31 protein-coding genes are annotated in these 25,701 nt (G+C 35.7%); 25 read left to right on the top strand and 6 right to left on the bottom strand.

The window, feature by feature from the left end; translation table 11 throughout:
• Nucleotides 1–19: 19 nt before the first annotated feature.
• The 3 genes from hsrA to plsY form a co-directional block, all read right to left on the bottom strand.
• Nucleotides 20–694, bottom strand: a complete 675-nt coding sequence (hsrA, locus tag QWY88_RS11320) for a homeostatic response regulator transcription factor HsrA (protein ID WP_193112985.1) — start codon at nt 692–694, stop codon at nt 20–22.
• Nucleotides 695–792: 98 nt separating this feature from the next.
• Nucleotides 793–1,125, bottom strand: a complete 333-nt coding sequence (locus QWY88_RS11315) for a dihydroneopterin aldolase (RefSeq protein ID WP_304546508.1) — start codon at nt 1,123–1,125, stop codon at nt 793–795.
• A 1-nt stretch (nt 1,126) separates the two neighbouring features.
• Entirely contained in the window at nt 1,127–1,741 is a 615-nt protein-coding gene (gene plsY / locus QWY88_RS11310) for a glycerol-3-phosphate 1-O-acyltransferase PlsY (RefSeq protein ID WP_304546507.1), read from the bottom strand.
• A gap of 94 nt (nt 1,742–1,835) precedes the next feature.
• Between plsY and nadA the strand changes: the two genes are divergently transcribed.
• The 15 genes from nadA to xseA all read left to right on the top strand — a co-directional run bounded on the left by nadA (nt 1,836) and on the right by xseA (nt 15,661).
• On the top strand, nt 1,836–2,834 hold the full coding sequence (nadA, locus tag QWY88_RS11305) for a quinolinate synthase NadA (RefSeq protein ID WP_304546506.1): 999 nt from the start codon (nt 1,836–1,838) through the stop codon (nt 2,832–2,834).
• Nucleotides 2,831–3,646 carry a carboxylating nicotinate-nucleotide diphosphorylase gene (gene nadC, locus QWY88_RS11300; RefSeq protein ID WP_304546505.1) on the top strand — a complete coding sequence of 272 codons (816 nt, stop codon included), beginning with the start codon at nt 2,831–2,833 and terminating at the stop codon, nt 3,644–3,646. The genes nadA and nadC overlap by 4 nt, the downstream gene beginning before the upstream one ends.
• A gap of 20 nt (nt 3,647–3,666) precedes the next feature.
• On the top strand, nt 3,667–4,719 hold the full coding sequence (gene flhB, locus QWY88_RS11295; protein ID WP_304546504.1) for a flagellar biosynthesis protein FlhB: 1,053 nt from the start codon (nt 3,667–3,669) through the stop codon (nt 4,717–4,719).
• Between the two features lie 151 nt (nt 4,720–4,870).
• Nucleotides 4,871–5,416, top strand: a complete 546-nt coding sequence (locus QWY88_RS11290) for a hypothetical protein (protein WP_304546503.1) — start codon at nt 4,871–4,873, stop codon at nt 5,414–5,416.
• The gene (gene pgp6, locus QWY88_RS11285; protein ID WP_304546502.1) at nt 5,413–6,777 is read left to right on the top strand and encodes a peptidoglycan metallopeptidase Pgp6; all 1,365 of its coding nucleotides are present in this window, start codon (nt 5,413–5,415) and stop codon (nt 6,775–6,777) included. The genes QWY88_RS11290 and pgp6 overlap by 4 nt, the downstream gene beginning before the upstream one ends.
• A gap of 8 nt (nt 6,778–6,785) precedes the next feature.
• Nucleotides 6,786–7,670 carry a UDP-3-O-acyl-N-acetylglucosamine deacetylase gene (gene lpxC, locus QWY88_RS11280; protein WP_304546501.1) on the top strand — a complete coding sequence of 295 codons (885 nt, stop codon included), beginning with the start codon at nt 6,786–6,788 and terminating at the stop codon, nt 7,668–7,670.
• On the top strand, nt 7,663–8,121 hold the full coding sequence (locus QWY88_RS11275; protein ID WP_304546500.1) for a hypothetical protein: 459 nt from the start codon (nt 7,663–7,665) through the stop codon (nt 8,119–8,121). Before lpxC ends, QWY88_RS11275 begins: the two co-directional genes overlap by 8 nt.
• A gap of 13 nt (nt 8,122–8,134) precedes the next feature.
• Complete coding sequence (thrB, locus tag QWY88_RS11270) at nt 8,135–9,016, top strand: homoserine kinase (RefSeq protein WP_193112975.1); 882 nt, start codon at nt 8,135–8,137, stop codon at nt 9,014–9,016.
• Between the two features lie 60 nt (nt 9,017–9,076).
• A complete protein-coding gene (locus QWY88_RS11265; RefSeq protein ID WP_304546499.1) occupies nt 9,077–9,301 on the top strand; it encodes a YlxR family protein in 225 nt (74 codons plus the stop codon).
• Complete coding sequence (gene infB, locus QWY88_RS11260) at nt 9,294–11,861, top strand: translation initiation factor IF-2 (protein WP_304546498.1); 2,568 nt, start codon at nt 9,294–9,296, stop codon at nt 11,859–11,861. The genes QWY88_RS11265 and infB overlap by 8 nt, the downstream gene beginning before the upstream one ends.
• 3 nt (nt 11,862–11,864) lie before the next feature.
• Complete coding sequence (rbfA, locus tag QWY88_RS11255) at nt 11,865–12,230, top strand: 30S ribosome-binding factor RbfA (RefSeq protein WP_304546497.1); 366 nt, start codon at nt 11,865–11,867, stop codon at nt 12,228–12,230.
• The gene (locus QWY88_RS11250) at nt 12,230–12,682 is read left to right on the top strand and encodes an LSm family protein (RefSeq protein ID WP_304546496.1); all 453 of its coding nucleotides are present in this window, start codon (nt 12,230–12,232) and stop codon (nt 12,680–12,682) included. The genes rbfA and QWY88_RS11250 overlap by 1 nt, the downstream gene beginning before the upstream one ends.
• The gene (gene ribD / locus QWY88_RS11245) at nt 12,673–13,686 is read left to right on the top strand and encodes a bifunctional diaminohydroxyphosphoribosylaminopyrimidine deaminase/5-amino-6-(5-phosphoribosylamino)uracil reductase RibD (protein WP_304546495.1); all 1,014 of its coding nucleotides are present in this window, start codon (nt 12,673–12,675) and stop codon (nt 13,684–13,686) included. The genes QWY88_RS11250 and ribD overlap by 10 nt, the downstream gene beginning before the upstream one ends.
• A gap of 4 nt (nt 13,687–13,690) precedes the next feature.
• Nucleotides 13,691–14,401: a bifunctional demethylmenaquinone methyltransferase/2-methoxy-6-polyprenyl-1,4-benzoquinol methylase UbiE gene (gene ubiE, locus QWY88_RS11240; protein ID WP_304546494.1), complete on the top strand. Its 711-nt coding sequence runs from the start codon at nt 13,691–13,693 to the stop codon at nt 14,399–14,401.
• A gap of 9 nt (nt 14,402–14,410) precedes the next feature.
• Complete coding sequence (gene xseA, locus QWY88_RS11235) at nt 14,411–15,661, top strand: exodeoxyribonuclease VII large subunit (RefSeq protein WP_304546493.1); 1,251 nt, start codon at nt 14,411–14,413, stop codon at nt 15,659–15,661.
• Nucleotides 15,662–15,676: 15 nt separating this feature from the next.
• Here xseA and sppA read toward each other — a convergent pair whose 3' ends face one another.
• Genes sppA through mqnF form a run of 3 tightly spaced genes read right to left on the bottom strand, consistent with a single transcriptional unit; the run spans nt 15,677 to nt 17,864 of the window.
• Complete coding sequence (sppA, locus tag QWY88_RS11230) at nt 15,677–16,546, bottom strand: signal peptide peptidase SppA (protein ID WP_304546492.1); 870 nt, start codon at nt 16,544–16,546, stop codon at nt 15,677–15,679.
• The gene (locus tag QWY88_RS11225; protein ID WP_304546491.1) at nt 16,546–16,803 is read right to left on the bottom strand and encodes an amidohydrolase family protein; all 258 of its coding nucleotides are present in this window, start codon (nt 16,801–16,803) and stop codon (nt 16,546–16,548) included. The genes sppA and QWY88_RS11225 overlap by 1 nt, the downstream gene beginning before the upstream one ends.
• Nucleotides 16,800–17,864, bottom strand: a complete 1,065-nt coding sequence (mqnF, locus tag QWY88_RS11220; protein WP_304546490.1) for an aminofutalosine deaminase family hydrolase — start codon at nt 17,862–17,864, stop codon at nt 16,800–16,802. The genes QWY88_RS11225 and mqnF overlap by 4 nt, the downstream gene beginning before the upstream one ends.
• A gap of 74 nt (nt 17,865–17,938) precedes the next feature.
• On the opposite strand from mqnF, the gene QWY88_RS11215 reads away from it, so the two are divergent.
• From QWY88_RS11215 to mnmA, 10 genes are all read left to right on the top strand, one after another.
• Nucleotides 17,939–18,271, top strand: a complete 333-nt coding sequence (locus tag QWY88_RS11215) for a hypothetical protein (RefSeq protein ID WP_304546488.1) — start codon at nt 17,939–17,941, stop codon at nt 18,269–18,271.
• Between the two features lie 68 nt (nt 18,272–18,339).
• Nucleotides 18,340–18,819 (top strand): type II 3-dehydroquinate dehydratase, encoded by a 480-nt coding sequence (aroQ, locus tag QWY88_RS11210; RefSeq protein ID WP_304546487.1) that lies wholly within the window; start codon nt 18,340–18,342, stop codon nt 18,817–18,819.
• A gap of 3 nt (nt 18,820–18,822) precedes the next feature.
• Complete coding sequence (folK, locus tag QWY88_RS11205; protein ID WP_304546486.1) at nt 18,823–19,311, top strand: 2-amino-4-hydroxy-6-hydroxymethyldihydropteridine diphosphokinase; 489 nt, start codon at nt 18,823–18,825, stop codon at nt 19,309–19,311.
• On the top strand, nt 19,308–20,582 hold the full coding sequence (gene flhF, locus QWY88_RS11200) for a flagellar biosynthesis GTPase FlhF (RefSeq protein WP_304546485.1): 1,275 nt from the start codon (nt 19,308–19,310) through the stop codon (nt 20,580–20,582). The genes folK and flhF overlap by 4 nt, the downstream gene beginning before the upstream one ends.
• Nucleotides 20,579–21,454 (top strand): MinD/ParA family protein, encoded by an 876-nt coding sequence (locus tag QWY88_RS11195; RefSeq protein ID WP_304546484.1) that lies wholly within the window; start codon nt 20,579–20,581, stop codon nt 21,452–21,454. Before flhF ends, QWY88_RS11195 begins: the two co-directional genes overlap by 4 nt.
• Before the next feature lie 20 nt (nt 21,455–21,474).
• Entirely contained in the window at nt 21,475–21,810 is a 336-nt protein-coding gene (locus tag QWY88_RS11190) for a hypothetical protein (RefSeq protein WP_304546483.1), read from the top strand.
• The gene (locus tag QWY88_RS11185) at nt 21,810–22,493 is read left to right on the top strand and encodes an RNA polymerase sigma factor FliA (RefSeq protein WP_304546528.1); all 684 of its coding nucleotides are present in this window, start codon (nt 21,810–21,812) and stop codon (nt 22,491–22,493) included. The genes QWY88_RS11190 and QWY88_RS11185 overlap by 1 nt, the downstream gene beginning before the upstream one ends.
• 1 nt (nt 22,494) lies before the next feature.
• Nucleotides 22,495–23,622 carry a flagellar motor switch protein FliM gene (gene fliM, locus QWY88_RS11180; protein WP_304546482.1) on the top strand — a complete coding sequence of 376 codons (1,128 nt, stop codon included), beginning with the start codon at nt 22,495–22,497 and terminating at the stop codon, nt 23,620–23,622.
• Nucleotides 23,615–24,511, top strand: a complete 897-nt coding sequence (gene fliY, locus QWY88_RS11175; RefSeq protein ID WP_304546481.1) for a flagellar motor switch protein FliY — start codon at nt 23,615–23,617, stop codon at nt 24,509–24,511. Before fliM ends, fliY begins: the two co-directional genes overlap by 8 nt.
• Nucleotides 24,512–24,576: 65 nt before the next feature.
• Nucleotides 24,577–25,602 carry a tRNA 2-thiouridine(34) synthase MnmA gene (gene mnmA / locus QWY88_RS11170; protein WP_304546480.1) on the top strand — a complete coding sequence of 342 codons (1,026 nt, stop codon included), beginning with the start codon at nt 24,577–24,579 and terminating at the stop codon, nt 25,600–25,602.
• The last annotated feature ends 99 nt before the right edge of the window (nt 25,603–25,701 follow it).

Genomic DNA, 25,701 nt, shown 5'->3' with positions numbered 1-25,701 from the left:
TAGGAGATTATACCATTATTTAGCTTACTTCTTTTGGAAAACAGAAACGGTATCCGCGGCGGCGAACAGTTTCTATCGTAGTAATACTTAAAGGTTTATCCATCTTTTGACGGATTTGATTGATCGCAACTTCAATTACATTTGGAGTTACAAGTTCCGGCTCTTCCCAGATAGCATCTAAAAGTTGCTCTTTAGACACGATTTGATCACGGTGACGTGCAAGGTGAGTAAGAACTTCAAAAGGTTTCCCTTTTAATTCAATCTCAGTCTCTTTGTAAGTGATTTTTTCCTCTTCAGGATTAATTGTTAAGTCTTCAATTTCGATGATATTGCTTCCACCAAAACGAAGTCTTGCTTCTAGACGAGCAATTAATACTTCAAAATCAAATGGTTTTCTGATATAGTCATCAGCACCGGCACGAAGTGCTTCGATTTCACTTTCGTTATCATCTCTAGCAGAGAGAACAACAACAACTGTTTTTGGTGTATTTGCTTTGATATCACCAATGATATCTACAGAGTTACCATCCGGGAGCATCCAGTCCATAAGAACTAAATCGTAGTTACGGATGTCTAGGTAGTATTCACCATCTTTTAAAGTTTCAACAACATCACTTTGGTAACCAAATTCTTTTAGTCCCTCAGCAAGCATCTTATTTAATGTTACTTCATCTTCTATAATAAGAATACGCATTAATTTTTTCCTATGAGTTAAATATTTGTGCGGAATAATAGCATAATTTTAGGTAACTTTAAAGTTTTTTTCAATTTTTTTTAAAAAAAAATGAAGTTTTATTTAAGATTAAAATGGAAACTATCCTCTACACTTACCCTGCAGTCGGGTAAAATAGAGGGTTTTGTGATTTTTAGTTTAAGAGTATCTATTTTTGAAAAATTTTCTTGTAAATTTTTTGAAATTTTCTCAATAGCATCTTCTAAAAGAAGAAATTTTTCATTTATCATAGTATTTTTAATTTCTGAAGCAAGATCTGCGTAGTTGATAAACTCCTCTTGAAAATCGTATTCAAGTTCGAGATTGATGATAACGTCCTGTGGAGTTACTCTTTCAAAATCCAAGATCCCTATGATACATTGGAATCTTAAATCCTCAACATAGATCTTCAATTTAGATTACCCGTTTCTCTTCACCTTTAAGCAGGCGAACAATATTTGGAATATGTTTGTAAAACAGAATAAATACGATAAATACAACAGGTGCATGAGCAATATCCGGATGTATAAAGAAACTTGAAATTAACATCGCTAAAACACCTGTTAAAGATGAGATAGACGAGATGCGTACAGTTTTTGCCATAACAATCCATACCACTAAAGCGATTGCAGTTTCAATAGGAAGCATAAACATCATTACACCCATACCTGTTGCGATCCCTTTACCGCCTTCAAGTCCCAAATAAGGTGAAAAACAGTGCCCGATTACAGCCAGAACTGCTATAGCCCACATTGTTGCTTCACTTACACCTGCAAAATATCCAACTGCTAAAACAGCTACCCCTTTAAGTGCGTCAAGTGCTAAAGTAGCAGCACCAAGTTTTTTTGCCAGTGAAGGATTTGTTTCCTTTACAACACGTAAAACATTCGTAGCTCCAATACTTTTACTTCCTGCTGATTTTACATCAACACCTGCAAATGCTTTGGCTAGCAGCAAACCAAAAGGGATACCACCGACTAAGTATGCAGCGATATAAAACTGTATATTTATATTAAATAAGAAATCCATATATAACCTTAAATTTTTTAGTGGGCGTATTTTACACTTATTATGCTAAATAAATTTTGATATAATTACAACACTATTAATTTGAGGATATTTTTTGAAATTAAGTAACGAAGAATTAAAACAAGAGATACAACGATTAAAAGAGAAGCTAAGTGTTACGGTTGTCGCACACTTCTATCAACGTGATGAAGTGTTTGAGATAGGTGACATTACAGGTGATTCACTTGAGCTTGCAATGAAAACTCAAGCTGATGATGCAGAGTTTGTACTCTTTTGCGGTGTTGGTTTTATGGGGCAAAGTGTTAAAGTATTAAGTCCTGAAAAACGTGTTGTAATGCCAAAGATAGCATGTTGTGCAATGGCAAGAATGATCGATTCACTTTACTATGATGAATCTGTAAAGTATTTAAACGATAACGGAATTCCAAGTGAAAACATTCTTCCAATCACATATATCAACTCAAATGCAGATGTAAAAGCGAAAGTTGGTGAGATGGGCGGTATGGTATGTACAAGCTCAAATGCTAAAAAAATTATAACAACTGCATTAGAAGAGGGTAAAAAGATACTTTTCGTTCCGGACAGATGTTTAGGACAAAACATTGCAAACCAAATGGGACTAAAATCTATGGTTATAGGTCAAGAGGGTGATCCTAAAGAGGCTGATATCATCTGTTATGACGGTTTTTGTTCAGTTCACCAACTTTTTACTGTTGAAGATATAGAGTTTTACAGAAAGAAATATCCGGGAATTAAAATAGCGACACACCCAGAATGTGATCCTGCTATTTGTGATGCGAGTGATTTTGTGGGTTCAACTTCACAGCTTATTAAGTATATTACTGAACTTCCTGAAGATCAAAAAGTGGCAGTTGGAACAGAGTTCAATATGGTAAACCGTTTACGTCCGAAAAACACTTATGTTTTAAGTTCGACAAAACCTGAATGTCCAACTATGAATGAGACAACTTTAGAAGATGTGTATCTAACACTAAAATCGATCGAAGACGGTGCACCTATCAATGAGATCGAAGTTGATGAATCGACTCAAAAATGGGCAAAAATTGCTCTGGAAAGAATGTTGGCATTATGATTAAAGAGTTTGTAAAAGCGGCACTTGCTGAAGATGTCGGGCGTGGTGATCTCTATGCTTTAGTAGAAGAGAGTGTACCTACGAAAGCAGATATTATTGCTAAATGCGACGGTGTATTTGCAGGAGTAAAATATATTGACGTGTTGGCAAAAGAGGAAAACCTTGATGTTATCTGGGGTAAAAAAGATGGAGAAAGTTTTGTAAAAGGGGATGTGATTGCAATCATAAAAGGTGCTTCACACGATGTTTTAAAAACTGAAAGAACTCTTTTGGACCTTGCTCTGCATGCAAGCTCAATAGCAACTCTTACAAGAAAATATGCTGAAATAATCGCTCCGTACGGTGTAAAACTTTTAGATACTAGAAAGACACGTCCTATGCTAAGAGTATTTGAGAAATACGCTACTAGATGCGGAGGGGCTACAAACCACAGAATGGGACTTGATGATTCTCTAATGATCAAAGATACTCACTTAAAAACTATCGACAATCTTGCAGAATATATTGTAAAAGCGAGAAAGGTTATCCCTTTTACCGCTAAGATTGAAGTTGAAGCTGAAACGCTTGAAATTGCAAAGTTGGCATTTGAAGCACAAGCGGATATAGTTATGTGTGACAATATGACTCCCGAGCAGGTAAAAGAGGTTGTGGAGTATCGTAATGCTAATCATCCACATATCTTACTTGAAGCAAGTGGGAATATCTCTCTAGAGACTATTGAGTCTTATGCAAAAACAGGTGTTGATGCAATCAGTTCAGGTTCCCTAATCCATCAGGCAAACTGGATAGACCTTTCTATGAAAATCTCTTAATAAAGCGGGAACGGGTTTAGATGGCTGACGATCAGGAAAAGACCGAAGAACCCACCGCCAAGAAGATAGAGGACGCCCGCAAAGAGGGGAATGTCCCCAAATCTCAAGATGCCTCAGGTGTTATCACCTTATTTGTAGCTATTTTGGCTACATTGATGCTTTTTCCGTTTATATCAAAACACATGTTATTGCTTTTTCAGTACTACTTCTCTTTAGTTGGTACACCCGTTGATAAACTTTTTGTAATGGATATCGTGCTGGTAACGATTCGTGAAGTGTTATTAATGATGATGCCGCTGGCTATTGCTGTCGCTATCGCAGGTATTATTGCTGCTTTTGCGCAGTTTGGATTCTTGTTTACAACAAAAGCGATTGTTCCCGATCTTAAAAAAATAGACCCGATTAAGGGGACAAAGAATCTTTTTTCTATGAAAAAATTGATAGAGGGGATCAAGATCACCTTTAAATCTTTTACCACTTTGGGTGTAGGGTTTGTATTTTTCTTTTACTTTATCTTAGAGTTGCCGACAGTTGCACTCTTTGGACTGGATCAGCAGCTTTCCTGGTTAAAAGACAAGATGATTATCATCTCTTTAGTGATGCTTTTGATCATTTTTGTGTTTGCGATTATTGACCTAATCATTGTAAGAAAACAATATTTTGACGGACTCAAAATGTCCAAACAAGAGATTAAAGACGAGATGAAAAACATGGAGGGGGATCCTCTTGTTAAGTCAAAAATCAGACAGATACAGATGGAAACGGCTCGTCGTAGAATGATGGCAGAAGTTCCCGAAGCTGATGTGGTTATTACCAATCCGACACACTACGCAGTTGCTATTAAGTACGATCAGGATAAATACAGTGCACCGATAGTTGTTGCTAAAGGGGTGGACAATATTGCTCAGCAGATTAAAAAGATAGCACGGGAAAATGATGTGCATATAGTACAAAATCCTCCGTTAGCACGTAGTTTATATAGTGATGTAGAGATTGACAAACCGATCCCTGAAGCTCTATTTGCCGCAGTTGCAGAAGTTCTTGCATATGTTTACAAGATGAATAAAAGATAGGCTATAATTTCACTTAAAAAGTAGCAGACTCTTGATTGAACTCAATAAGATAAAAGAAAGTAAACATATTGTGCTGATTAGCGATAATGAATCCTTTTCATTGGCTAATGTACTATACACATACATACTCACTCTACACAAAAAAGTATCTTTGGTAGTAGAGGAAGAGCTTGATAGAAAGTTTACTTTTTTACCTTGGTTTGATAAAGTACGAAAACAGATACCAAACTCTTGTGACCTTGAGATAAAAATCTCTCTGGATACATTAGGAGTTTATGCGCAGTTGCAATCAGAATCTATTAAGATTAATGCTAAGATGGCAACCGCTTTTTACAGCTCATTTCTTGTAGAAGATGAATCACGTAATGTTTTGTGCGAGAGTCAAAAACTGACTGTTTTAAGTGAACTGATTTCACTCGGGGCAGATTGTCGGCTATGTTATCGCTCTTTGAGAGAAAGTAGAAGTTTAGCGCTTTTTAGACTCAAATCTGCTCTGTTTGCAAATTTTCTTTTAAAAGAAGAGGGAACTTTGGCAGAGGTATACATTGATGATGAGATACTAAAAAAAAGCGGTGCGGACTTAGAAGATGCTTTTTTTGTCTCTAAAGAGCTTTTAGAGATAGCACATGTAAGTAAAGTTGTTCTGATAAAACAGGATGAAAATAAAGTTATAAAAGAGATAAAGGGATACAATTGAAAAGAAAAAATAATTCGTCGTTCGTAACACTATTTTTAATGTTAGTGCTTGTAGGTGGAGGTTTATATATCTATTTTTCATCTACATTTGAAAGAGTTGCACCGGAGGTTACTTTAAAAACTAACGGTTTTTGGAATTTAAAAGAGCCTTTAAATCTAAAAATTAGTGATACAAGCGGAATTAAGTCTTATAAAATCTCTATGAAAACTTCTAAGGGTGTGAAGCAGTTGCAATTTGAACAGCTTATCACTCCAATGAATTCCCTTGAGCTTTCGATCGAACCTCCAAGAGGTATGTATGCTTTAAAAGATAAGGAAATTGAGATTATTGTTGAAGCAAACGATACTAGTAAATGGAATATGCTAAACGGTAATACGGCACTAAAACTTTATAAATTAACGATAGACAAAAAAAGACCGAATGTAAGTATTATTAATAACTCTTACAAGATCTCTCGTGGTGGTTCAGCACTTGTTATCTTTAGTGTAAAAGATGAAAATCTTGAAGATTTTTACGTACTTGGAAACAATAACAAAAAATTTAAAGCACAACCTTTTTATAAAGAGGGGTATTATATAGCTCTATTAGCTTGGCCTGTTATTGACAAGGGATTTAAAGCGACTGTAATAGCAACGGACAGTGCAGGAAACGTTGCTAAGTCATATGTGCCTTTATACCTCAAAGATAAAGCATACAAAGTTTCCAACATCAATCTTTCAGATAAGTTTTTAAAAGGGAAAATTTATGACCTTGCAGAAGAGTTTGAAGAGACACAGGGTGTAGAGGGCTCATTAGAACAATTTAAACTTATTAACGAAGATGTACGTGCTAAAAATGAGAAGTTAATCCATGAGATCACTTCAAAAGTTTCAGATGAGATGATCAGTGACTTTAAAATGAAAAAGATCTATCCTCTTAAAAACGGGCAGGTTGTAGCACATTTCGGTGACCATAGAAAATACTATTATGAGAAAGAGTTTGTAAGTGAAGCGTACCATTTAGGTTTAGATCTTGCAAGTTATGCTATGGCTCCTATTAAGAGTCAAAATGGTGGGAATGTAGTGTTTACAGACTATAACGGCTTATACGGCAATATGCCGATTATTTCACACGGTTTAGGTCTGTACACTCTTTATGGACACTGTTCAAGTGTAGATGTGACTGCAGGTGAACATGTTCCGGCTAACTCTAAAATTGCAAATACTGGTAAAAGCGGATATGCAATGGGTGACCACCTTCATTTCGGTGTACTTGTACAAGGGATCGAAGTTCGTCCGCAAGAGTGGATGGATGCACAGTGGATAAAATTAAATATAAGTGATATAATTAAAGAAGCTAAAAAAATTATAGATCAAAGATAGAGGCTGATATGTATCAAACAACTATAAAAAAGAGTGTTGAACTCGTTGGAATTGGACTGCACAAAGGTTCACCGGTTAAATTAAGACTTGAACCATTGGAAGCAGAAAGCGGGATCGTCTTTTATCGCAGTGATGTTGATGTCTCTATCCCCTTAGTACCTGAAAATGTTGTAGATACAAAGATGGCTACTGTAATAGGTAAAGATGGTTATGTGATCTCTACGATTGAGCACCTTCTCTCTGCCGTATATGCATACGGAATTGACAACTTAAGAGTTGTGGTAGATGCTGATGAAGTACCTGTAATGGATGGAAGTAGTGCAAGTTATTGTATGCTTTTAGATGAGGCTGAAGTTGTTGAGCTTGATAAGCCAAAACGCATTATGAGAATTAAAAAAGATGTTGAGGTACGAGAGGGCGATAAGTATGTAAAACTATCTCCTGCAAAAGATTTGAGTTACGACTTTACTATCAAGTTCCCACACCCGGTAATTCAAGAACAAGCGTATGTATTAAAGTTTACGAAACAATCGTATAAAGAAGAGATTTCCAGGGCTAGAACTTTCGGGTTCTTACATGAAGTACAATATCTTCGTTCAAAAGGTTTGGCACTTGGCGGTAGTTTAGAAAATGCCGTTGTATTGGATGAAAAAAAGATTCTAAATCCTGAAGGATTGCGTTACGATGATGAGTTCGTACGTCATAAAATACTTGATGCGATCGGTGATATGAGTCTTATAGGGATGAACTTTATCGGAAATTATGAAGCATTTGCAGGAAGTCATGATTTGAATCATCAACTTACTTTAGAGTTATTGAAAAACCCTGAAAACTATGAAGTTATAGAACTTGTAGGTGAAGAGTTAAGAGAGTTAGAAAAAGCATATGCGTAAAAAAGTTGATGTTGTCTGTATTACTTTGACTTCACCCATAATGATAGGGATTTATGAAGAACAAAAGTTGATCGATGTGATCGAATCTGAGGAAAAAAGTTCAGATGTTCTTCCTCTGATTTTTGAAGAGATTTTACAAAAGTATGATCTTCAAGCACTTTTTTATGTTAATGGACCGGGGAGTTTTATGGCTATTAAAGTGGCATATATCTTTTTAAAGTCATTAAGTGTCCTCAAAGATATACCGCTGTATGCAAGAGATGCTTTTTATTTTAATAATAATCAACCTATAAAAGCGATAGGAAAGCTATTTTTTGTTAAAATGCAAGACGATATAAAAACAGAAAAATTAGAAACAGTACCGGTGGCGAGTTTTCAGCTCCCCGATCTACTCGAGTATAAAGATTTTAGTAAGGAAGCGGCACCGCTGTATAAAATAGCTGCCGTTTAATAGGGAAGTATTAGTGATAATTAGTGTACCAGCTACATCTGCAAATTTAGGGCCAGGGTTTGACTCATTAGGTCTGGCAGTTGATTTAAGAAATAGAGTTGAATTTCATCCATCAAAGTTTTTTAGTGTAAGTATTAAGGGTGAAGGTGAAAACAATGCAAGACTTAAAGGTAATAACCTTTTTGTAAGCATTTTTAATGAACATTATTCAAGACTGACAAAGAAAAAGCAAAATTTCAAGTTTACATTTTATAACTCTATCCCTATGTCTAGAGGATTGGGAAGTTCATCTGCTGTAATCGTAAGTGCTATCGCTTCTGCACATGAAGCTGCAAACATTAGAGTTTCAAAGCGTCGTATTTTAAACCACGCACTTGTGTATGAACCGCATCCCGATAACATTACACCTGCTGTAATGGGTGGTTTTAATGTTGCAACTATTGAGAAAAATAAAGTGTTCTCTCAAAAGAAACATCTGCCGGATTATCTTAAAGCAGTAGTAGTTATCCCAAACAAGCAGATGAATACATCAAAATCTCGTACAATTTTGCCAAAATCATACTCTAAAGAAAATGCTGTGTACAACTTGTCGCATACTGCTTTGACGGTAGCTGCATTTTTTAATGAGGATTGGGAGATGTTAAAGCTTGCAGCCCAAGACAGATTCCATCAAAAAGCAAGAATGAAAACATTGCCTGAACTTTTTTCCGTACAAAAAGTTGCGTATGAAAGTGGTGCGTTAATGAGTACGTTATCTGGAAGTGGAAGTACATTCTTTTCACTAGCATATGATGATGATGCAGCGATGATTGCAAACCGTTTAAAGCAAAAGTTTCCGGAATTTGCTGTCAAAATTTTAGATTTTGATAATAGCGGTTTGATAATCGAGAGATAAACAGTAAAGATCAAGTATTATTTGGGTATAATGGCGAAAAATTTTTATAGACCAACGAGGATGTGTGTAGCTTGTAGAGAAAAGCACACACAAGAAAATCTTTTAAGGCTTAGATGTATAGATGGAGAGATATCTGCATTTAGCGGAGTTGGAAGAAGTTTTTATTTTTGTAAAGTTTGTCTAGATGATGAAAAGAAGATTGCCAAAGTACTGATGAGACAGTGCCGTAGTGGTAAAAAAGATGAACTTATGAGTAAATTAAAGGAGATTGTCATTAATGAGTGAAAAAGTTAGAGTACACGAAATTGCTAAAGAATTGGGGATTACTTCTAAAGATGTTTTAGAAAAAGCCAATAAGATGGGAATAGATGTTAAATCTGCACAAAGTGTTGTAACAATGGAACAAGCAGAAGGTTTAGCAAACTATATTATGAATGGTGAACCATCTGAAACAGAAGCAAAACCTGAGAAAAAAACAAAAGCAAAGACAGAAGATAAAAAAGAAGCAACTCCTACAAAAGAAGAACCAAAAGCAAAAATTGACAACTCTACAACTTCAGAGGCTAAAGAAGAAGAGCCTGTAAAAGTGGCAACGTCAGAAGAGGTTAAAGAAAAAGAACCTTCAGAAGATAAAACAGCTGATATTACTCCTAGAATCAAACCTGTTGTAAAAAAATCCGGTTTAAAAATCGTTAAAAAGAAAAAACAGGTAAAAGAAGAAGTTTATGAAGCTCCGAAAAAACAAGAAGCTCTTGTTTCTTCTTACGGAAAAATGAGTGAAGAAGCTCTTCAAGAATTAGCACAAAAGAAGAAAAATAAAGAAAAAACTGCTCCTGTTTCGAAAAAAGATCAAGGTACTAAACTAGATATATTTGGTGGTTCTTTGGCTGATGTTTCTATCGATATGGATGACCAAGTTGTTTTACTTGACCTGAATGCTACTGAAAGACAAGTTATTGAGCCAGAAGAGCCTAGAAAGCCGAAACAACCAAAACCAATCGGAAGAAATGCAAATAAAAAACAAGCTCCAAGAGCAAGAAAAGTTTCTCGTGACAAACGTAAAAAATATACTAAAGACAAACCTACTGATGAAGTTGTAACACACGTAGAGATCCCTGAAGATATCCGTGTTTACGAATTTGCAGAAAAATTAAAACGTCCAATGAGTGACATTATCAAAGTTCTTTTTGACCTTGGTATGATGATGACGAAAAATGACTTCTTAGGTGCTGATGAGATTGAGATCTTATCTGAAGAGTTCGGAGTTGAAGTAACTATCGTAGATCCAAAAGATGAATTTAACTATGTTGAAGAAGTTGAAACTGAAGAAGAGGGTGTTGAACGTCCACCTATTATTACAATTATGGGACACGTTGACCATGGTAAGACTTCACTTCTTGATGCAATTAGAGAAGCAAAAGTAACTGAAGACGAAGCGGGTGGAATTACACAACATATCGGTGCATATACAATTTCTCAACACGGTAGAGAGATTACATTTATCGATACTCCGGGTCACGCGGCGTTTAGTTCAATGCGTCAAAGAGGTACAGATATTACAGATATCATCATTATCGTAGTTGCTGCTGATGACGGTGTAAAACCTCAAACTGAAGAGGTTATCAAAATTGCTAAAGAATCTGGTGCACCTATCATTGTGGCACTTAACAAAATGGATAAAGAAACTGCTAACCCTGACCTTGTAAAAGGACAAATGGCTGAGCGTGGTATCTCTCCTGTTGATTGGGGTGGTGACATTGAATTCGTTCCACTTTCTGCAAAAACAGGTATGGGACTTGACGATCTTCTTGAAAATATCCTTTTAACTGCTGATATTCTAGAGTTAAAAGCAAATCCTGATGCAAATGCAAAAGCAGCTGTAGTTGAGTCTTCACTTGAAAAAGGGCGTGGTCCGGTTGCTACGGTAATCGTTCAAAACGGTACATTAAAAGTAGGTGATAACGTTGTTTGTGGTAAATCACACGGACGTGTAAAAGCACTTATCAATGAGAATGCAAAACAGATTAAATCTGTTCCACCATCACATACTGCAGTTGTTGTAGGTCTTAATGAAGTACCTGCTGCAGGTGAGATTATGATGGTTATGAAAAACGATAAAGAGGCGAAAGAATACGCTCAAAAACGTTATGAATATGATCGTCATAAAGAGTTAAGTAAATCTACGAAATCTACTCTAGAAGATATGACTTCTATGATTGCAGAAGGGAAACTTAAATCTCTTAAAGTAGTACTTAAAACTGACGTTCACGGTTCACTTGAAGCTATCAAATCTTCACTTTCAGAACTTAGAAATGAAGAGGTTAAAATCGATATCATCTCTAGCGGTGTCGGTGGAATTACAGAGAGTGATGTTGAACTTGTATCAAATAGTGAAAACTGTGTACTTCTTGGATTTAACGTTCGTCCAACAGGTTCAGTTAAAGCCTTAGCGAAACAAAGAAATGTAGATATTAGAACATACTCTATTATCTACCAATTACTTGATGATATGACTGGTATGTTAACTGGTATGATGGCACCGAAATTTACTGAAGAAAATACAGGTCAAGCAGCAGTTAGGGATGTGTTTAAATCGCCTAAAGGTATGGTTGCTGGATGTGTTGTTGAAGACGGTAGACTTATCCGCGGTGGACTTGTTCGTGTTATCCGTGAGGGTGTTGTTGCATTCGAGGGTGAACTAGTGAGTCTTAGAAGATTCAAAGATGATGTTGAAGAAGTTGGTAACGGTTACGAGTGTGGTGTTATTATCTCTAACTATGAAGATGTACAAGTTGGCGATGTAATTGAAACTTTCAAAAAAGTTGAGCAAAAAGTAAGCCTGTAAGTAATGACTGAAGCACAGATCAAACTTAAACGTACAGAATCGGTTCTTGAGGAACTGATTCCAGAAGCACTTTCACAACTTAACGATGGGCGTTTACATGAGTTAAGCGTAACAGCTGTTAAATGTTCACGCGGTAGAAGTGATGCGAAAGTATATGTAGACCCTTCATACTTCAATGAAGCAGAAAAAAAACTTTTATTAAAACAACTCAAAAAAGCAAGACCAATTATTGAAGATTATTGTATGAAAGATCAAGGTTGGTTTAAATCACCGAAACTTGCTTTTGAGTTTGATGAACACCTTAAAAAAACACAAACAATCGAAGAGTTATTTAAAAAAATAGCAAAAGATACAAAAGAGGAAGAGTAATGAGCTTACAAAATGATATAGAATCTTTAGTAAAATCTGTTGGCCTAGAACTGTATGATACTTCAGTTGTGTCTGAATTTGGTGAAACTATCTATAGAGTTGCTGTCATCTCTCCTGAATTTGAAGATGGTAAAAGAAAAGGTGTAACGATGGATGAATGTGTTGACCTGACACATTTAATCTCTCCACTTTTAGATGTAACACCTCCGGTTTCAGGTGAGTATAGACTTGAAGTAGGTTCTCCAGGTTTAGAGAGAAAACTGACAACTCTTGAGCATTTTGCAAAGTCTCTAAACGAAAATATTGCTTTTACGACAATGGAAAATGAGAAAATAAAAGCAAAACTCGTAAATGTTGATGGTTCTAAGCTTACATTTGAAAATGAAGATGGAACTACAGAGCTAGAGTTTAACGACATTAGAAAAGCTAAAACTTATTTTGAATGGAAATAGATCATAAGTTTTATATGAACCTTGCCTTGCAAGAGGCTTGGAAATATCAAGTTCTTACTTATCCAAATCCGGCAGTCGGTTGCTGTGTTGTTGGAAAATATGGCGAGATTTTGGCTGTTGAAGCACACCACAAAGCGGGTGAGCCACACGCTGAAGTAAATGCTCTGCAAAAAGCTTACTACAAACTGACAAATAATCAAGAAATATTAGAACTCTCTGCTTCACAAGATATTCACACATTTTTAATTAAAAATCATAATAACCTTTTTAAAGAGTGTAGTGTTTATACAACTCTTGAACCATGCTCACATATCGGTAAAACTCCATCTTGTGCGAATTTACTAAGTAGCTTGGGTGTAAAAAAAGTATATGTCGGTGCAAATGACTTCAATGAAGAAGCTGCACAAGGCAATGAGATACTGCAGAAGCATAATGTGGAAGTTGAGACACAGGTTTTAGAAAAAGAGAGTAGTGACTTACTCCTGCCATTTAAAAAGTATATTGAGGGAAGATTTGTATTTTTTAAATGGGCACAAAGGTTAAACGGAACTTTCGATCAGGGTTCGATCTCTTCACAAGAATCAAAAAAGCAGGTTCATGCGATGCGTGATCGATGTGATCTAATGATTATCGGCGGCAATACAGTAAGAGTTGACAAACCGACGCTTGATGCACGTTTGGTCAATGGAAAAGCACCCGATGTTTTAATTATCTCCAGGGAAAAAGAGTTTGATCAAACGATCCCTCTTTTTGGTGTAGAAAACAGAAAAGTTTTTATAGCGGATAATTTTGAATTGATCAAAGAGTATAAAAATATTATGATTGAGGGCGGTGATACTCTTTACAGTTTAACAAAAGAGTTTGTAGACCTTTACTTGTGTTATTTGGCACCAAAAATAGGCGGTAAAAGAGTATTTGAAAATATTGATGACGAGTTAGAGATTTTAAATGCAGATAAAGCGGGCGAAGATATAATTATGTGGATGAAAAGAAGGGGTAAATAGACTAATGGAAAAACAAGAAAAAATTGTTTCAATGTTTGATGATATTGCATCAACTTACGATACTGCTAATCGTGTTATGAGCATGGGTGTAGATATCGCTTGGAGAAAAAAAGCTTGTGATTTGGCATATGATTATCTCGGGAAAAAAGAGATAGATAGAATTATCGATGTTGCCTGTGGAACAGGTGATATGATGGGTCATTGGCAAAAACAGGCATCAAAAGCAGATATCAAGATCGATGAGATCGTAGGTGTTGATCCATCAAACGGAATGGTTGACGTAGCACGTAAAAAATTTCCTGAGTTTAATTACCACATCTCTAAAGCAACAGAGATACCTTTAGAAGATGCTAATGCAGACATTGTAAGTATCACTTACGGTATCCGTAATGTTGTTGAGCGTCAAGAAGCCTTTTATGAATTTAACAGAGTACTTAAACAAGGTGGTCTTGTTGTGATCTTAGAGTTTATGAAACAAGAGAAAAAAACTTTAAAAGACAAAATCAGAGATTTTTATATGCATAAGATTTTACCTTACGTAGGCGGTGCTATCTCTAAAAACCTAGAAGCGTACACTTATCTTCCAGATTCTATTGAGAACTTTGTAACGATTGAGGGGATGCAGGCAGAACTTGAGAAAGCCGGCTTTGAGATGCTTTATACACAAAGTTTCTCTATGGATATCTCTACACTCTTCATTGCGAGAAAAAAATAGTTTCTGTCCATGAATACTCTTAGCGTATCTGCATTAAACGAACAGATCAAAACATTACTTGAGAGTAGTTTTGAAAGAGTTTTTGTTGAAGGGGAGCTCTCACGCATCACTTTTCACAACTCCGGACATATATACTTTACACTAAAAGATAAAGATTCTAGCATAAGCTGTGTAATGTTTCGAGGCAACGCTACAAAACTGAAGTTTCGATTAGAAGAGGGACTGAAAGTTTTAGTTGACGGAGCAATATCCGTATACAAACCGCGAGGTTCTTACCAGATTAACTGTTTTATGATTGAGCCTTCAGGGCAGGGTGCCTTAGCATTGGCCTATGAGCAGTTGAAACAAAAACTCTCAAACCAGGGGTATTTCGATCCGCAATTAAAAAAACAACTTCCGAAGTTTCCGTCAAAGATAGCACTAATTACCTCTGCAACTGGCGCAGCACTTCAAGATATGCTTAGAGTAGCAAATAAACGCTATAGAAATATATCTCTAGATGTTTATGACGTACTTGTTCAAGGTGAGGGTGCAGCATTTGCTATCTCTAATGCGATTAAGCAAGCTGACCTTGTAGGGTATGATGTTATTGTAGTTGGACGCGGTGGGGGAAGCATAGAAGATCTGTGGGCGTTTAATGAAGAGATTGTAGCAGATGCTATATTTAAGGCGACTACACCTATTGTATCTGCAGTTGGACATGAGATAGATTATCTCATCTCAGATTTTGTAGCCGATGTTCGTGCGGCAACGCCGAGTGCTGCGATGGAGATTATATTACCCGATAATAATGAACTTTACCAATATATAGATTCACTCTCAGATCAGTTCACACAAACAATATCTCAAAAACTTTTTAATAAAACTCAGGAACTGCAACATCTCCAAAAATCGTTTGCACAACACTCTGTTGACAGAAAGTTATTACAACACAAAGAGAGTATTAAAGCTTTGCAAGAGAGTTTTAATCAAACTATGAGTTACAAATTCCAAAAGTTCTCTTTAGAGCTGAAAAATCTTCAAGAGAGATATCCACAAGCAATTGATAATCGTATAAACTCTTTTAAAGAACAGGTACGAAATCTAGAAAGGATGTTGGAATCAAACCATCCGAAACTCAAACGTAAAAAAGGGTTTGCTCAGATATCAAAAGAACATAAAGTTATCGACTTAAACTCTTTAGAGCCTGATGAAATATTTGAAGCACAAAGTGATGAAGTGGTTATATCTGCGAAAGTTTTACAAAAGAGAGAGATTTAAAAGTGTGAGATACCCTTATTTTAGGGTAATCTCAGGAAAGTACGTATAGAGTGTAACTGCTGCTGAAGCTGAAAGTTTTTTCATAAGCTTTTCAAACTTGTCCTCTTTATTCCATAGTGGTTCTTTAACACCGCTGAGTCTTACAAGCTCATTTTTGGCATCTGTCTCAACACCAAGTGCATCTATAAGTCCAACCTCTTTAGCTTGAGATGCGGTAAATATATGTGCATTGGCATAGATGTCACGTTTTGCGATCTTAAGTCCTCTGGCATCAGCTACATCTTGAGAAAACATATCGTAAGTGTCTTGTATCACTTTATTGAGCTCATTTATCTCATAATCTGTCCAAGCTCTGTCTGATGTACCCACTTGTTTATATTTTCCAGCTTTTACTACTTGTGATTTTATGCCGATTTTATCCATCAACTCACTCACATCTGCACCTTGCATAATTACACCAATACTTCCAACCATGCTTCCTGGATTTGAAATGATTTTATCGGCCCAGATACTTGCGTAGTAACTGCCGCTTGCAATTGTTCCTTTTGCATAAACAACTACAGGTTTTTTTGCACTTGCGCGTTTTATTGCATAAGCAATTTCAATAGAGGGGGAAACTGCACCACCGGGTGAATCTACACAAAGCAATATACCTTTGATTGTGTTATTTTCTGTAGCTTGATCTATTTTTTCAACAACTTCAGTTGCATCAAAGATAGGTCCAACGAGGTTGATTTTTTGTAGATTATTGTTAAACACCTGATTGTTATTAGTCGGTGCAAACAATAAAAACAGTATTAATACAAAAACACTTGCTTTAAAGTGCTCCTGAATAAATTTTATAGGCATAGTTATAGGTAAAAAAACCTTTTTTAAAAACTCCATTATATCTCCCCTTTTTCAAGTTTACCATTGATAAACACTTTAGATATGTTGTAATGGTGTAGTATGAGATGAACCGCAAGCTCTTCATTTGGTTCACTCTCTAGATCAATTACGATCATATCGGCATTTTTCCCCTCTATTATCTCTCCCGTATTTAATCCCAGAGCATCAGCAGCATTTTTAGTTGCAGCATTTAACAAACTTTCGGCAAACGCTACTAAAGGTGCATCACCATGACTAAATAAAGAGATCTTCATCTCTTCAAAAAGATCGNTTTAGTTGCAGCATTTAACAAACTTTCGGCAAACGCTACTAAAGGTGCATCACCATGACTAAATAAAGAGATCTTCATCTCTTCAAAAAGATCGAGTTTATAGTTTGAACTTAGACCGTCAGTAGCTATTACCCATGGAATACCGTGCTCATCTAACTCTTTGATGTTGAGTATACCGTTACCGAGCAATCTGTTTGAGATTGGGCAGTGGATAATCGTATGTTTTGCATCTTTTATAGTTTGAAGCTCTTGCTCATTAGATTTTACAACATGGGTAAGGAGTGTGGGTATTTGATTGAAATGTTCTAAAAACTCTTTAGAATCACTCACATTATGCTCTTGTTTGAGAAACTTTTGAAAAAATTCACTGAAGTCGCCTTTACTTTCATCAAGCCAGTTACGTTCAGCTTCACTCTCCATGAAATGAGCCGTAAGTTTAAGTTCCTCATTTTTTACGATCTCTAAGGCTTTTTTGATAAGAATAGGGTGTACTGAATATGGCGAGTGGACTGCAACTGCAGGGATGAAACCGTCTCTTTTTACACTTTTACTTGCATCCAGTCTTGCTAAAAAGTCACCAAAAAGAGCATCAGCCATTGCAGCTTGGGAACCGATAAGTTCATTGAAAAACACAACGTTTTGTTTTGCATTGGCACACGCTTCCAGGTCCATCGCATGGGAGCTGATAGCACCAAATGTCGTGATCCCTCGATCAAGCATGGCATCGATCGCTTTTTGCATACACTCCTGCTCACAACCGTTTATTAGATCATCACGGTTTTCTATAACACTATAAAGCCAGTTAATGAAATCACCGTAACTCAATTGTGTTTTATTTGCTGAAAACTCTATATGTACATGGCTGTTGATAAGTCCAGGCATAATGAGAGAATTTTTTGCAAGTTGTGTTACTTTCGCATCCGGAAACTGCTTTTTTAATTCTTCTAAAGGTGCTATTTTTTGAATTTTTTTATTATATGCTATTGCAACGTTTTTAAGCAATTTATTAGGTGTTAAAATGTAATTTGGTGATATAATATTCATATTATTTGTACTTTATATATAGATTTAAGTAGAATTATACACTTTTTATTAAACAACTACAAAAGGGAAGCGCTATGATTAAGTGTCATTTGAAGTATGAGAACCTCGAGGCTGAATTAACAGAGTTGGAAGATGTTTTAAAAAACAGCCTGCAAAATGAAGTTTTAACTATAAAGCAGCTAAATAAGGGTTCTGAAAAATATAATTATGTAAATGAAAATGTGAGAAATATCGAGGATGCCGAGTATGTGATTTTCTCTACATATATGAATGAAAACTATCATGAATCGGAGCAGTTCTTGTTTTTAGATAAACAGGGGAAAATTGTTGCTACTATCTCAGGACGAGAGATGGATCTTTACGACATGATCAAAGATTGTGAGAACTTAGTTGAAACTAAATTTTAACATGTTGTGATTTTTTTAATCTTTTTTTCGCTAGAATAAATCTTTAAATATAATAGTGAAGGTTAGAAATGAAAATAGTAGTTATTCAAGGTCCAAATCTAAATATGTTAGGTGTACGTGAACAACAGATTTACGGGCCGATGAAACTAGAACAGATCCATGCTCAAATGAAAGAAGTAGCAACACAAAACGGTGTTGAAATTGAGTTTTTTCAAAGCAATTTAGAGGGTGAGATCGTAGATAAAATTCAAGAGTGTTACGGTGAAGCGCACGGTATTATTATCAACGCTGCAGCATATACACACACATCGATCGCAATTCGTGATGCAATCTCTGCAGTGAATATCCCTACGATCGAGGTACATATCTCAAATATCTACAGACGTGAAGATTTCCGTCAGAAAAATATGATCGCACCTGTATGTGCATCATCTGTTGTTGGTTTTGGTCCGTTTGGTTACCATTTAGCAATGATGGGAATGTTACAAATTATGAATGAGATTCAAGCGGCTCAAGCTGCACACCAACAAGCTCAACAACAAGCATAATATATGTACTTAAAACGCAAGATAAATGAACAGCTACTCTCTTTTCATAGCTTGCGTTTTCCCCTTTTTAAAAAGATAAGAACATCACATAGATATGAAGCTGTTGTGGGCATTGGCGGTAATGTAGGTGATGTTAAACGCAGGTTTGAACATCTTTATATCGCATTTAGCAGAGATAAAAGGGTTGAACTCTTTAAAACTTCATTGATTTTAAAAAATCCTCCTTTTGGGTATGAGAATCAGGATGATTTTTTAAACGCAATAATGGTGTTTAAAACTTCAATGCAACCAAAAGAGTTTTTACGTTATTTGTTGCGAGTTGAGAAACGATTTGGAAGAAAAAGAAGCTTCCCAAATGCACCAAGGACGTTAGATTTGGATATAATTTTTTTTGACAATCGAAATATAAATACAAAAGATTTACAAATACCACATCCACATTGGTATAAAAGAGAGAGTGTAGTGATCCCATTGATAGGTGCAAATATATGAAAATGCTGACATTTACTGGAAAATCACCATCAGAAGCATTGAAAAAGGCAAAGATGGAGATTGGTGATGAAGGTATGCTGATCGAGACCCGTGAACTGAGAAAAAAAGCTTTAGGTCGTGATGGACTTTATGAGATAGTTATCGGGGTTGATGATGATATGGTAATGCCGAGTTACCACAAGCCTAAAAAACCTTTAAGCTCGCAACAGCCGCTAAAAGAGGAGTCTAAAGATGTCCTTTTTGATATCTCAAGTGCTGCTGAGCAAATTTCTAAAATATCACAAGTAACAGATCCTTTTAGTGGTTATGATAAAAAAGCAACTGTACAAATACCAACCGTTGAACCTTTAGAGCTAAAAGAGATAAAATCGGAGATCAACAAACTTACCGATAAAGTCAAAATTATTCAGAATATGTTTTGGGATGAAAAATCACCAGACCTTTCAAGCAGTATACCGCCGGAATTTGCAGAGATTTACCGTTTAGCAAATCAAAGCGGGATGAATAAAGAACATTTAGATATGTTGATGCAGGTAACTTTAGAGCATATGCCTTTAAAAATGAGAGAGAACTCTGCAACGGTAAAACGCTATTTTCAAACTATTTTACGTAAAATGGTTCCGATTCGAATGGAGTCTATGCCTTCAATCGGAACTAAAAAGGTGATGATGTTAGTGGGACCTACCGGTGTCGGTAAAACTACATCGATCGCAAAACTGGCTGCACGCTACTCTTTTTTATTAGAGAAAAAATATAAAGTGGGCTTAGTTGTTTTAGATACATATAGAATCGGTGCCGTTGAGCAACTGATGCAATACGCAAGAATGATGAAACTCGGTATTGAAACGGTTGTAGATCCTCCGGAGTTTTCTTCAGCATTGGATTCACTGAAATATTGTGATTGTATCTTGATCGATACTATGGGATCTAGCCCTTACGATAAAGGGAAAATAGAGAAAATTTATGAGTGTTTAAATGCAAATAAGACACATTATGAAGTTGATGTAGTGCTTGTAATGCCTAGTAGTATTAAGTATGAAGATCTAAAAGTGACATATGATAATTTTTCATCACTTGGTGTTGATACACTAATGTTTACAAAATTAGATGAAACAAGAGGCTTTGGAAATATATTTTCTTTAGCATATGAAACGAAAAAACCTATAAGTTACTTTTCTGTTGGGCAAGAGGTTCCTGAAGACCTTGTAACAGCTTCAAGTGACTTTTTAGTTGAGTGTTTATTACATGGATTTAATAGGAGTAAAGCATGATGGGACATCAAGCTGAGAAATTAGAAGAGTTGGTTTCATCAAACGCTGCTAGAAAATCTAAAAAAACACGCTTTATTGCCGTAACAAGCGGTAAAGGCGGAGTGGGTAAAAGTACGATCAGCTCAAACCTTGCATACACTTTGTCTCAAAAAGGTTTGAATGTCGGTATATTTGATGCAGATCTTGGTCTGGCAAATCTTGATGTGATGTTCAATGTTAAGATTAAAAAAAATATCTTACATGTTTTAAAAGGTGAAGCAAGTGTTTCTGATATTTTAATACCCATTACACGAAACCTGATTTTAATTCCGGGTGAAAGCGGTGATGAGATCTTAAAATATTCAGACAGTGCGCTTTTTAAGCGTTTTATGGAAGAGGCACAAATATTAGACAAACTTGATGTAATGATTATCGATACGGGTGCTGGAATAGGGGAACATATTCAGATGTTTTTAAATGCAGCAGATGATGTAATTGTTGTAACAGTTCCTGATCCGGCAGCTATTACGGATGCCTATGCTACCATTAAGACAATTGCAACGCTTAGAGATGATGTTAATATGATCATGAATCAGGTGAAGAGCGAAAAAGAAGCGGTTGGAGTTTTTGAGAAGATTAAAAAGGTTGCCAGTGTCAATATTGGTGGAAATTTAAATCTACAGCTACTCGGTAAAATCAATAGTGATATAAAAGTTTCATCTGCCGTGAAACAAAGAGGGTTATTCTCGTTGTTATATCCATCTTCTCAGGCTACAAAAGATCTAGAGTTGATTGTTCAAAAGATTATTTCAAAGCTGGAACGAAATATGCTGGTAAAATCGACTGAAAGTGGTTTAAGTGGTCTCTTTAAACGTTTAATGGATCACTTTTAAAAAAAAAGTGTGGAGTAGTGATGTTAGGTGAAAATTTTGTATATTTTTTTACTGTTCAAGGTTTTTTTGTAGGTATTATTTTTGGTATATTAAAATCTTTTGATGCAGCAGGGTTATTAACTTATACTTTCTTTATCACTACCTTTTTTTATCTGTTTTCACATATAATTATTGCACTTTATTATAAAACGATAAGTATTAAGGCTTACAATTTTCCAAAAGATGATCACGAAAAAGAGTTAGATATCTTTGTAAAAGAGATCAACAAGCGTGAAAAACTTATTGATTCTGCATGCAGGTTAACTGACTATGCCGTGAAGATGAACTCAGAAGATATAGCAGGGCAAAAATTATGATGCACAATGCTTATGTTCAAGATTTAAAACATAAAGAAGATGAACTGGCAATTCAATACCTCCCGGCTGTAAAAGCGATGGCATTTCGTTTAAAAGAGAGACTCCCGAGTTCAATAGACTTCTCCGATCTGGCAGCTATAGGTACTGAAGAGTTGATTAAACTTGCTCGTAGGTATGATGACAGTTTGAATGATAACTTCTGGGGATATGCTAAAAAAAGAGTATACGGTGCAATGCTTGATTATCTAAGAAGTTTGGATGTTTTAAGTCGATCAAACAGAAAACTTGTAAAAGCGATTGACCATGCTGTTGAAGAGTATAGACTTACACACGACGAAGAACCGACAGATGAAGAACTCGCTACAATTCTAGAGGAAGATGTAGAGAAAATCCATGAAGCACGAGTAGCTTCAAATATTTATACAGTAATGCCTCTTCATGATCAACTTCAAGTTGGTGATGAAGGTGCAGCACTTGCACAGATTGAAAAAGAGGAACTTATTGATGTGATCAAAAATGTGCTCTGTAACTACAAAGAGAGAGAACAGATGATCATACAGCTTTATTATTTCGAAGAATTAACACTTAAAGAGATAAGTGAAATCTTAGATATAACAGAATCAAGAATTTCTCAAATCCATAAATCTGTTTTACAAAAAATTAAAGAGAGTATAGGAGCGTAGTATGGCAGATATACTTTCCCAAGAAGAGATTGACGCACTATTAGACGTTGTAGAAGATGAAGGGGATGATGTCCTTGAGTCGGGTGAAGAAAATTTAATCCCGCAACGTCAAGTTACACTTTATGACTTCAAACGTCCAAATAGGGTCTCAAAAGAGCAGTTACGTGCATTTCGCGGCGTTCACGATAAGATGGCAAGAAGTTTGGCATCACAGATCTCTTCTATTATGAGAAGTATCGTAGAGATTCAGCTTCATTCAGTCGATCAAATGACATACGGTGAGTTCTTAATGTCATTGCCTAATCCTACGAGTTTCAATGTTTTTTCGATGAAGCCTTTAGAGGGAAGCGGTGTTATAGAGATAAATCCTTCGATCGCTTTTCCAATGTTAGATAGACTTTTAGGCGGGAAGGGTGAGCCTTTTGATTCTACAAGAGAGTTTTCAGATATAGAACTCTCTTTATTTGAGACAATTTTACGTGTAATGATGGCGACGTTAAAAGAGGCTTGGGGACCAGTAATGGATGTATATCCTACAATTGAGTCAAAAGAATCAAGTCCCAACGTTGTTCAGATCGTTGCCCAAAATGAGATTGTCGTAATGGTTGTAATGGAGATCATTATCGGGCATAGTTCAGGTATGATGAATATATGTTATCCTGTTATCTCTTTAGAACCTGTTTTACCGAAACTTGCATCTCGTGATTTAATGCTTAATGAAACCAGTTCTAAAAAATCAAGAAATACGGAATTAAAAGTACTTCTGGGTGGTGCTAAGGTTAATGTTGAAGCTAATTTAGGAGAAGCAGATCTTTCTATGTCTGAGATTCTTGAACTTAAAGTTGGAGATGTTTTAAGACTATCAAGTCCTGCAGATGATGTAGTGACTGTGTCTGTAGATGGAAAAGACAGATTTCGCGGAGAGATAGGGCTTCGAAGATTTAGAAAATCTATTAACGTATTAGAGATTATTGAAACAGAAAAAGATGAAGTGAAATTTGCACTAGAAAATCTTGAAAGACAAAGACACGACAAAATTTCAGGTGTAAGAGATATTATTCATGAAAATGAAGATGAATATGAAAGTATGCAAAATGATGAAAATGAAAAAGGGGGAATAGATGAGTGATTTTATAAAACTATTTGAAAATGAAACAGTTGGTACCATAGAAGCACTAGTTGGTGTAGCACCGTCTATTGAATTAAAAGAGGAACAAGAGCTTAGTATTATCTCAAACATTGTACCACCGATAGTCCTTGTGAAGTTAAAAATCAGCGGGGATGTTGATGCTGATGCTATGATCGCTCTTCCTCCAAACTTGGCAGCATCACTCTCAGATATGATGATGGGTGAAGAGGCCAGTGACAGAGAAGATGTAACAGACGACGATATGGATGCTGCAAAAGAGATAGTATCTAATATTTTTGGTGCAATAGGGAATACACTCTCTGCACAAAAAGAACTCCCTGTTTTATCTTTTAGTGTAGATAATATTGAACTTATCGGTGAGAGTGAAGATGTTAGTCTTGAGCAGTTTAGTAAAATGTATGTTTACAAACTTAGTTTAGATTCTTTAAACTCATTATTGATGTTTATAATAGATGATAAGCTTAATTCAAAACTATATGGTTCTGATGAAGAAGAATTACCGATGGAGCTAGAAGACTTAGACGGTACTTCTATTAGTGCAACACCATCTACATCTACTCCTACACCTTGTAATGAGACAAAAGTGAAACTATCTGATGATGAAATAAACAATATAGGATTGATCCTAGATGTTAAACTACCGGTGAAAGTAAGAATCGGTAAAAAAAGAATGTTACTAAAAGATGTTCTAAATATGGATATAGGTTCTGTTATTGAACTTAATCAGTTAGCAAACGATCCCTTAGAGATTTTAGTTGACAATCATGTAATTGCTGAAGGGGAAGTTGTTATTGTTGACGGTAACTTTGGTGTGCAGATTACATCTATAGGTAGTAAAAAAGAAAGACTTAATAAATTAAAAGAATAAACTCCCCATTATTTTAATTCGTTATAATTACAAAATTGTGACTATATAGAGTTAAGGTATAAATAATGAAAAAAGTTTTAGTTGGTATGAGTGGAGGTGTTGACTCCACTATTACAACACTGTTATTAAAAGAAGAGGGTTATGAAGTTGAAGGAGTATATATGAAACTCCACTCAAAACCCGGTTATCATGAAATCCACTTAGCACGTGCTCAAAAAGCGGCAGACTTTGTCGGTGTAAAACTCCATGTATTAGATCTACAAGATACATTTAAAGAAAAAGTATTCCAACCTTTTATAGATACCTATGCTGAAGGTAAAACTCCAAATCCTTGTGCATTATGTAATAGAAACCTTAAATTTGGTGCAATGGTTGATTTTGCCGATGAGATAGGAGCAGATTACGTTGCTACTGGACACTATATTAAGACAGACGGTGAATATTTATATGCTGCTGATGATGATACGAAAGATCAAAGCTACTTTCTTTTCTATATAAATAAAGAGATCTTACCAAGATTAAAGTTTCCTCTTGGGGAAAGAAAAAAAAGTGATATTAAAGAATTGGCTGCTTCTATTAAAGGATTGGAGTCATTTGCATCACAAGCTGAATCAAGTGAAATATGTTTTGTTGAAACAACTTATACAGATGTGCTTAAAAACTTTGTTGAAGTAGATCAGCCTGGTGAGGTTGTTGACAATCAAGGTAATGTAGTTGGTGAGCATAAAGGATATATGCATTACACTATAGGTAAGCGTAGAGGCTTTACAGTTAACGGTGCGCATGAACCACACTTTGTAACTAAAATTATTCCTGAGAAAAACCAGATAGTAGTAGGAAAGCGTGAAGAGCTTGCATGTAATAAAGTGATATTAAATAACCTGAACTTTTTTAATGACGAAAAAGAGTTTAAATCAACTGTTAAGTTAAGATACAGAACTAAAGCAGTAGATTGTAATGTAAAGATAGAAGACGATAAAGCGTATGTAACACTAGCAGAGGGTGTATTTGGTGTTGCGGTAGGGCAAGCAGCAGTCTTTTATGAAGGGGATAAACTCATCGGTGGAGGATGGATAATAGAAGCAAATTAACAAATTTGCGAATTCTTTTTGAATTCCTCAAATAGTTAAGCTTCTTCTAAGCATACTTCTCCTATAATTCCCGTCCACAAACGATGAGAGGCCATCGAA

The sequence above is a fragment of the Sulfurimonas sp. hsl 1-7 genome (assembly GCF_030577135.1).
Classification (GTDB): domain Bacteria; phylum Campylobacterota; class Campylobacteria; order Campylobacterales; family Sulfurimonadaceae; genus Sulfurimonas; species Sulfurimonas microaerophilus.
Note: the sequence above shows the minus strand (reverse complement) of the source record. Positions and strands in the feature narration are given on the sequence as shown.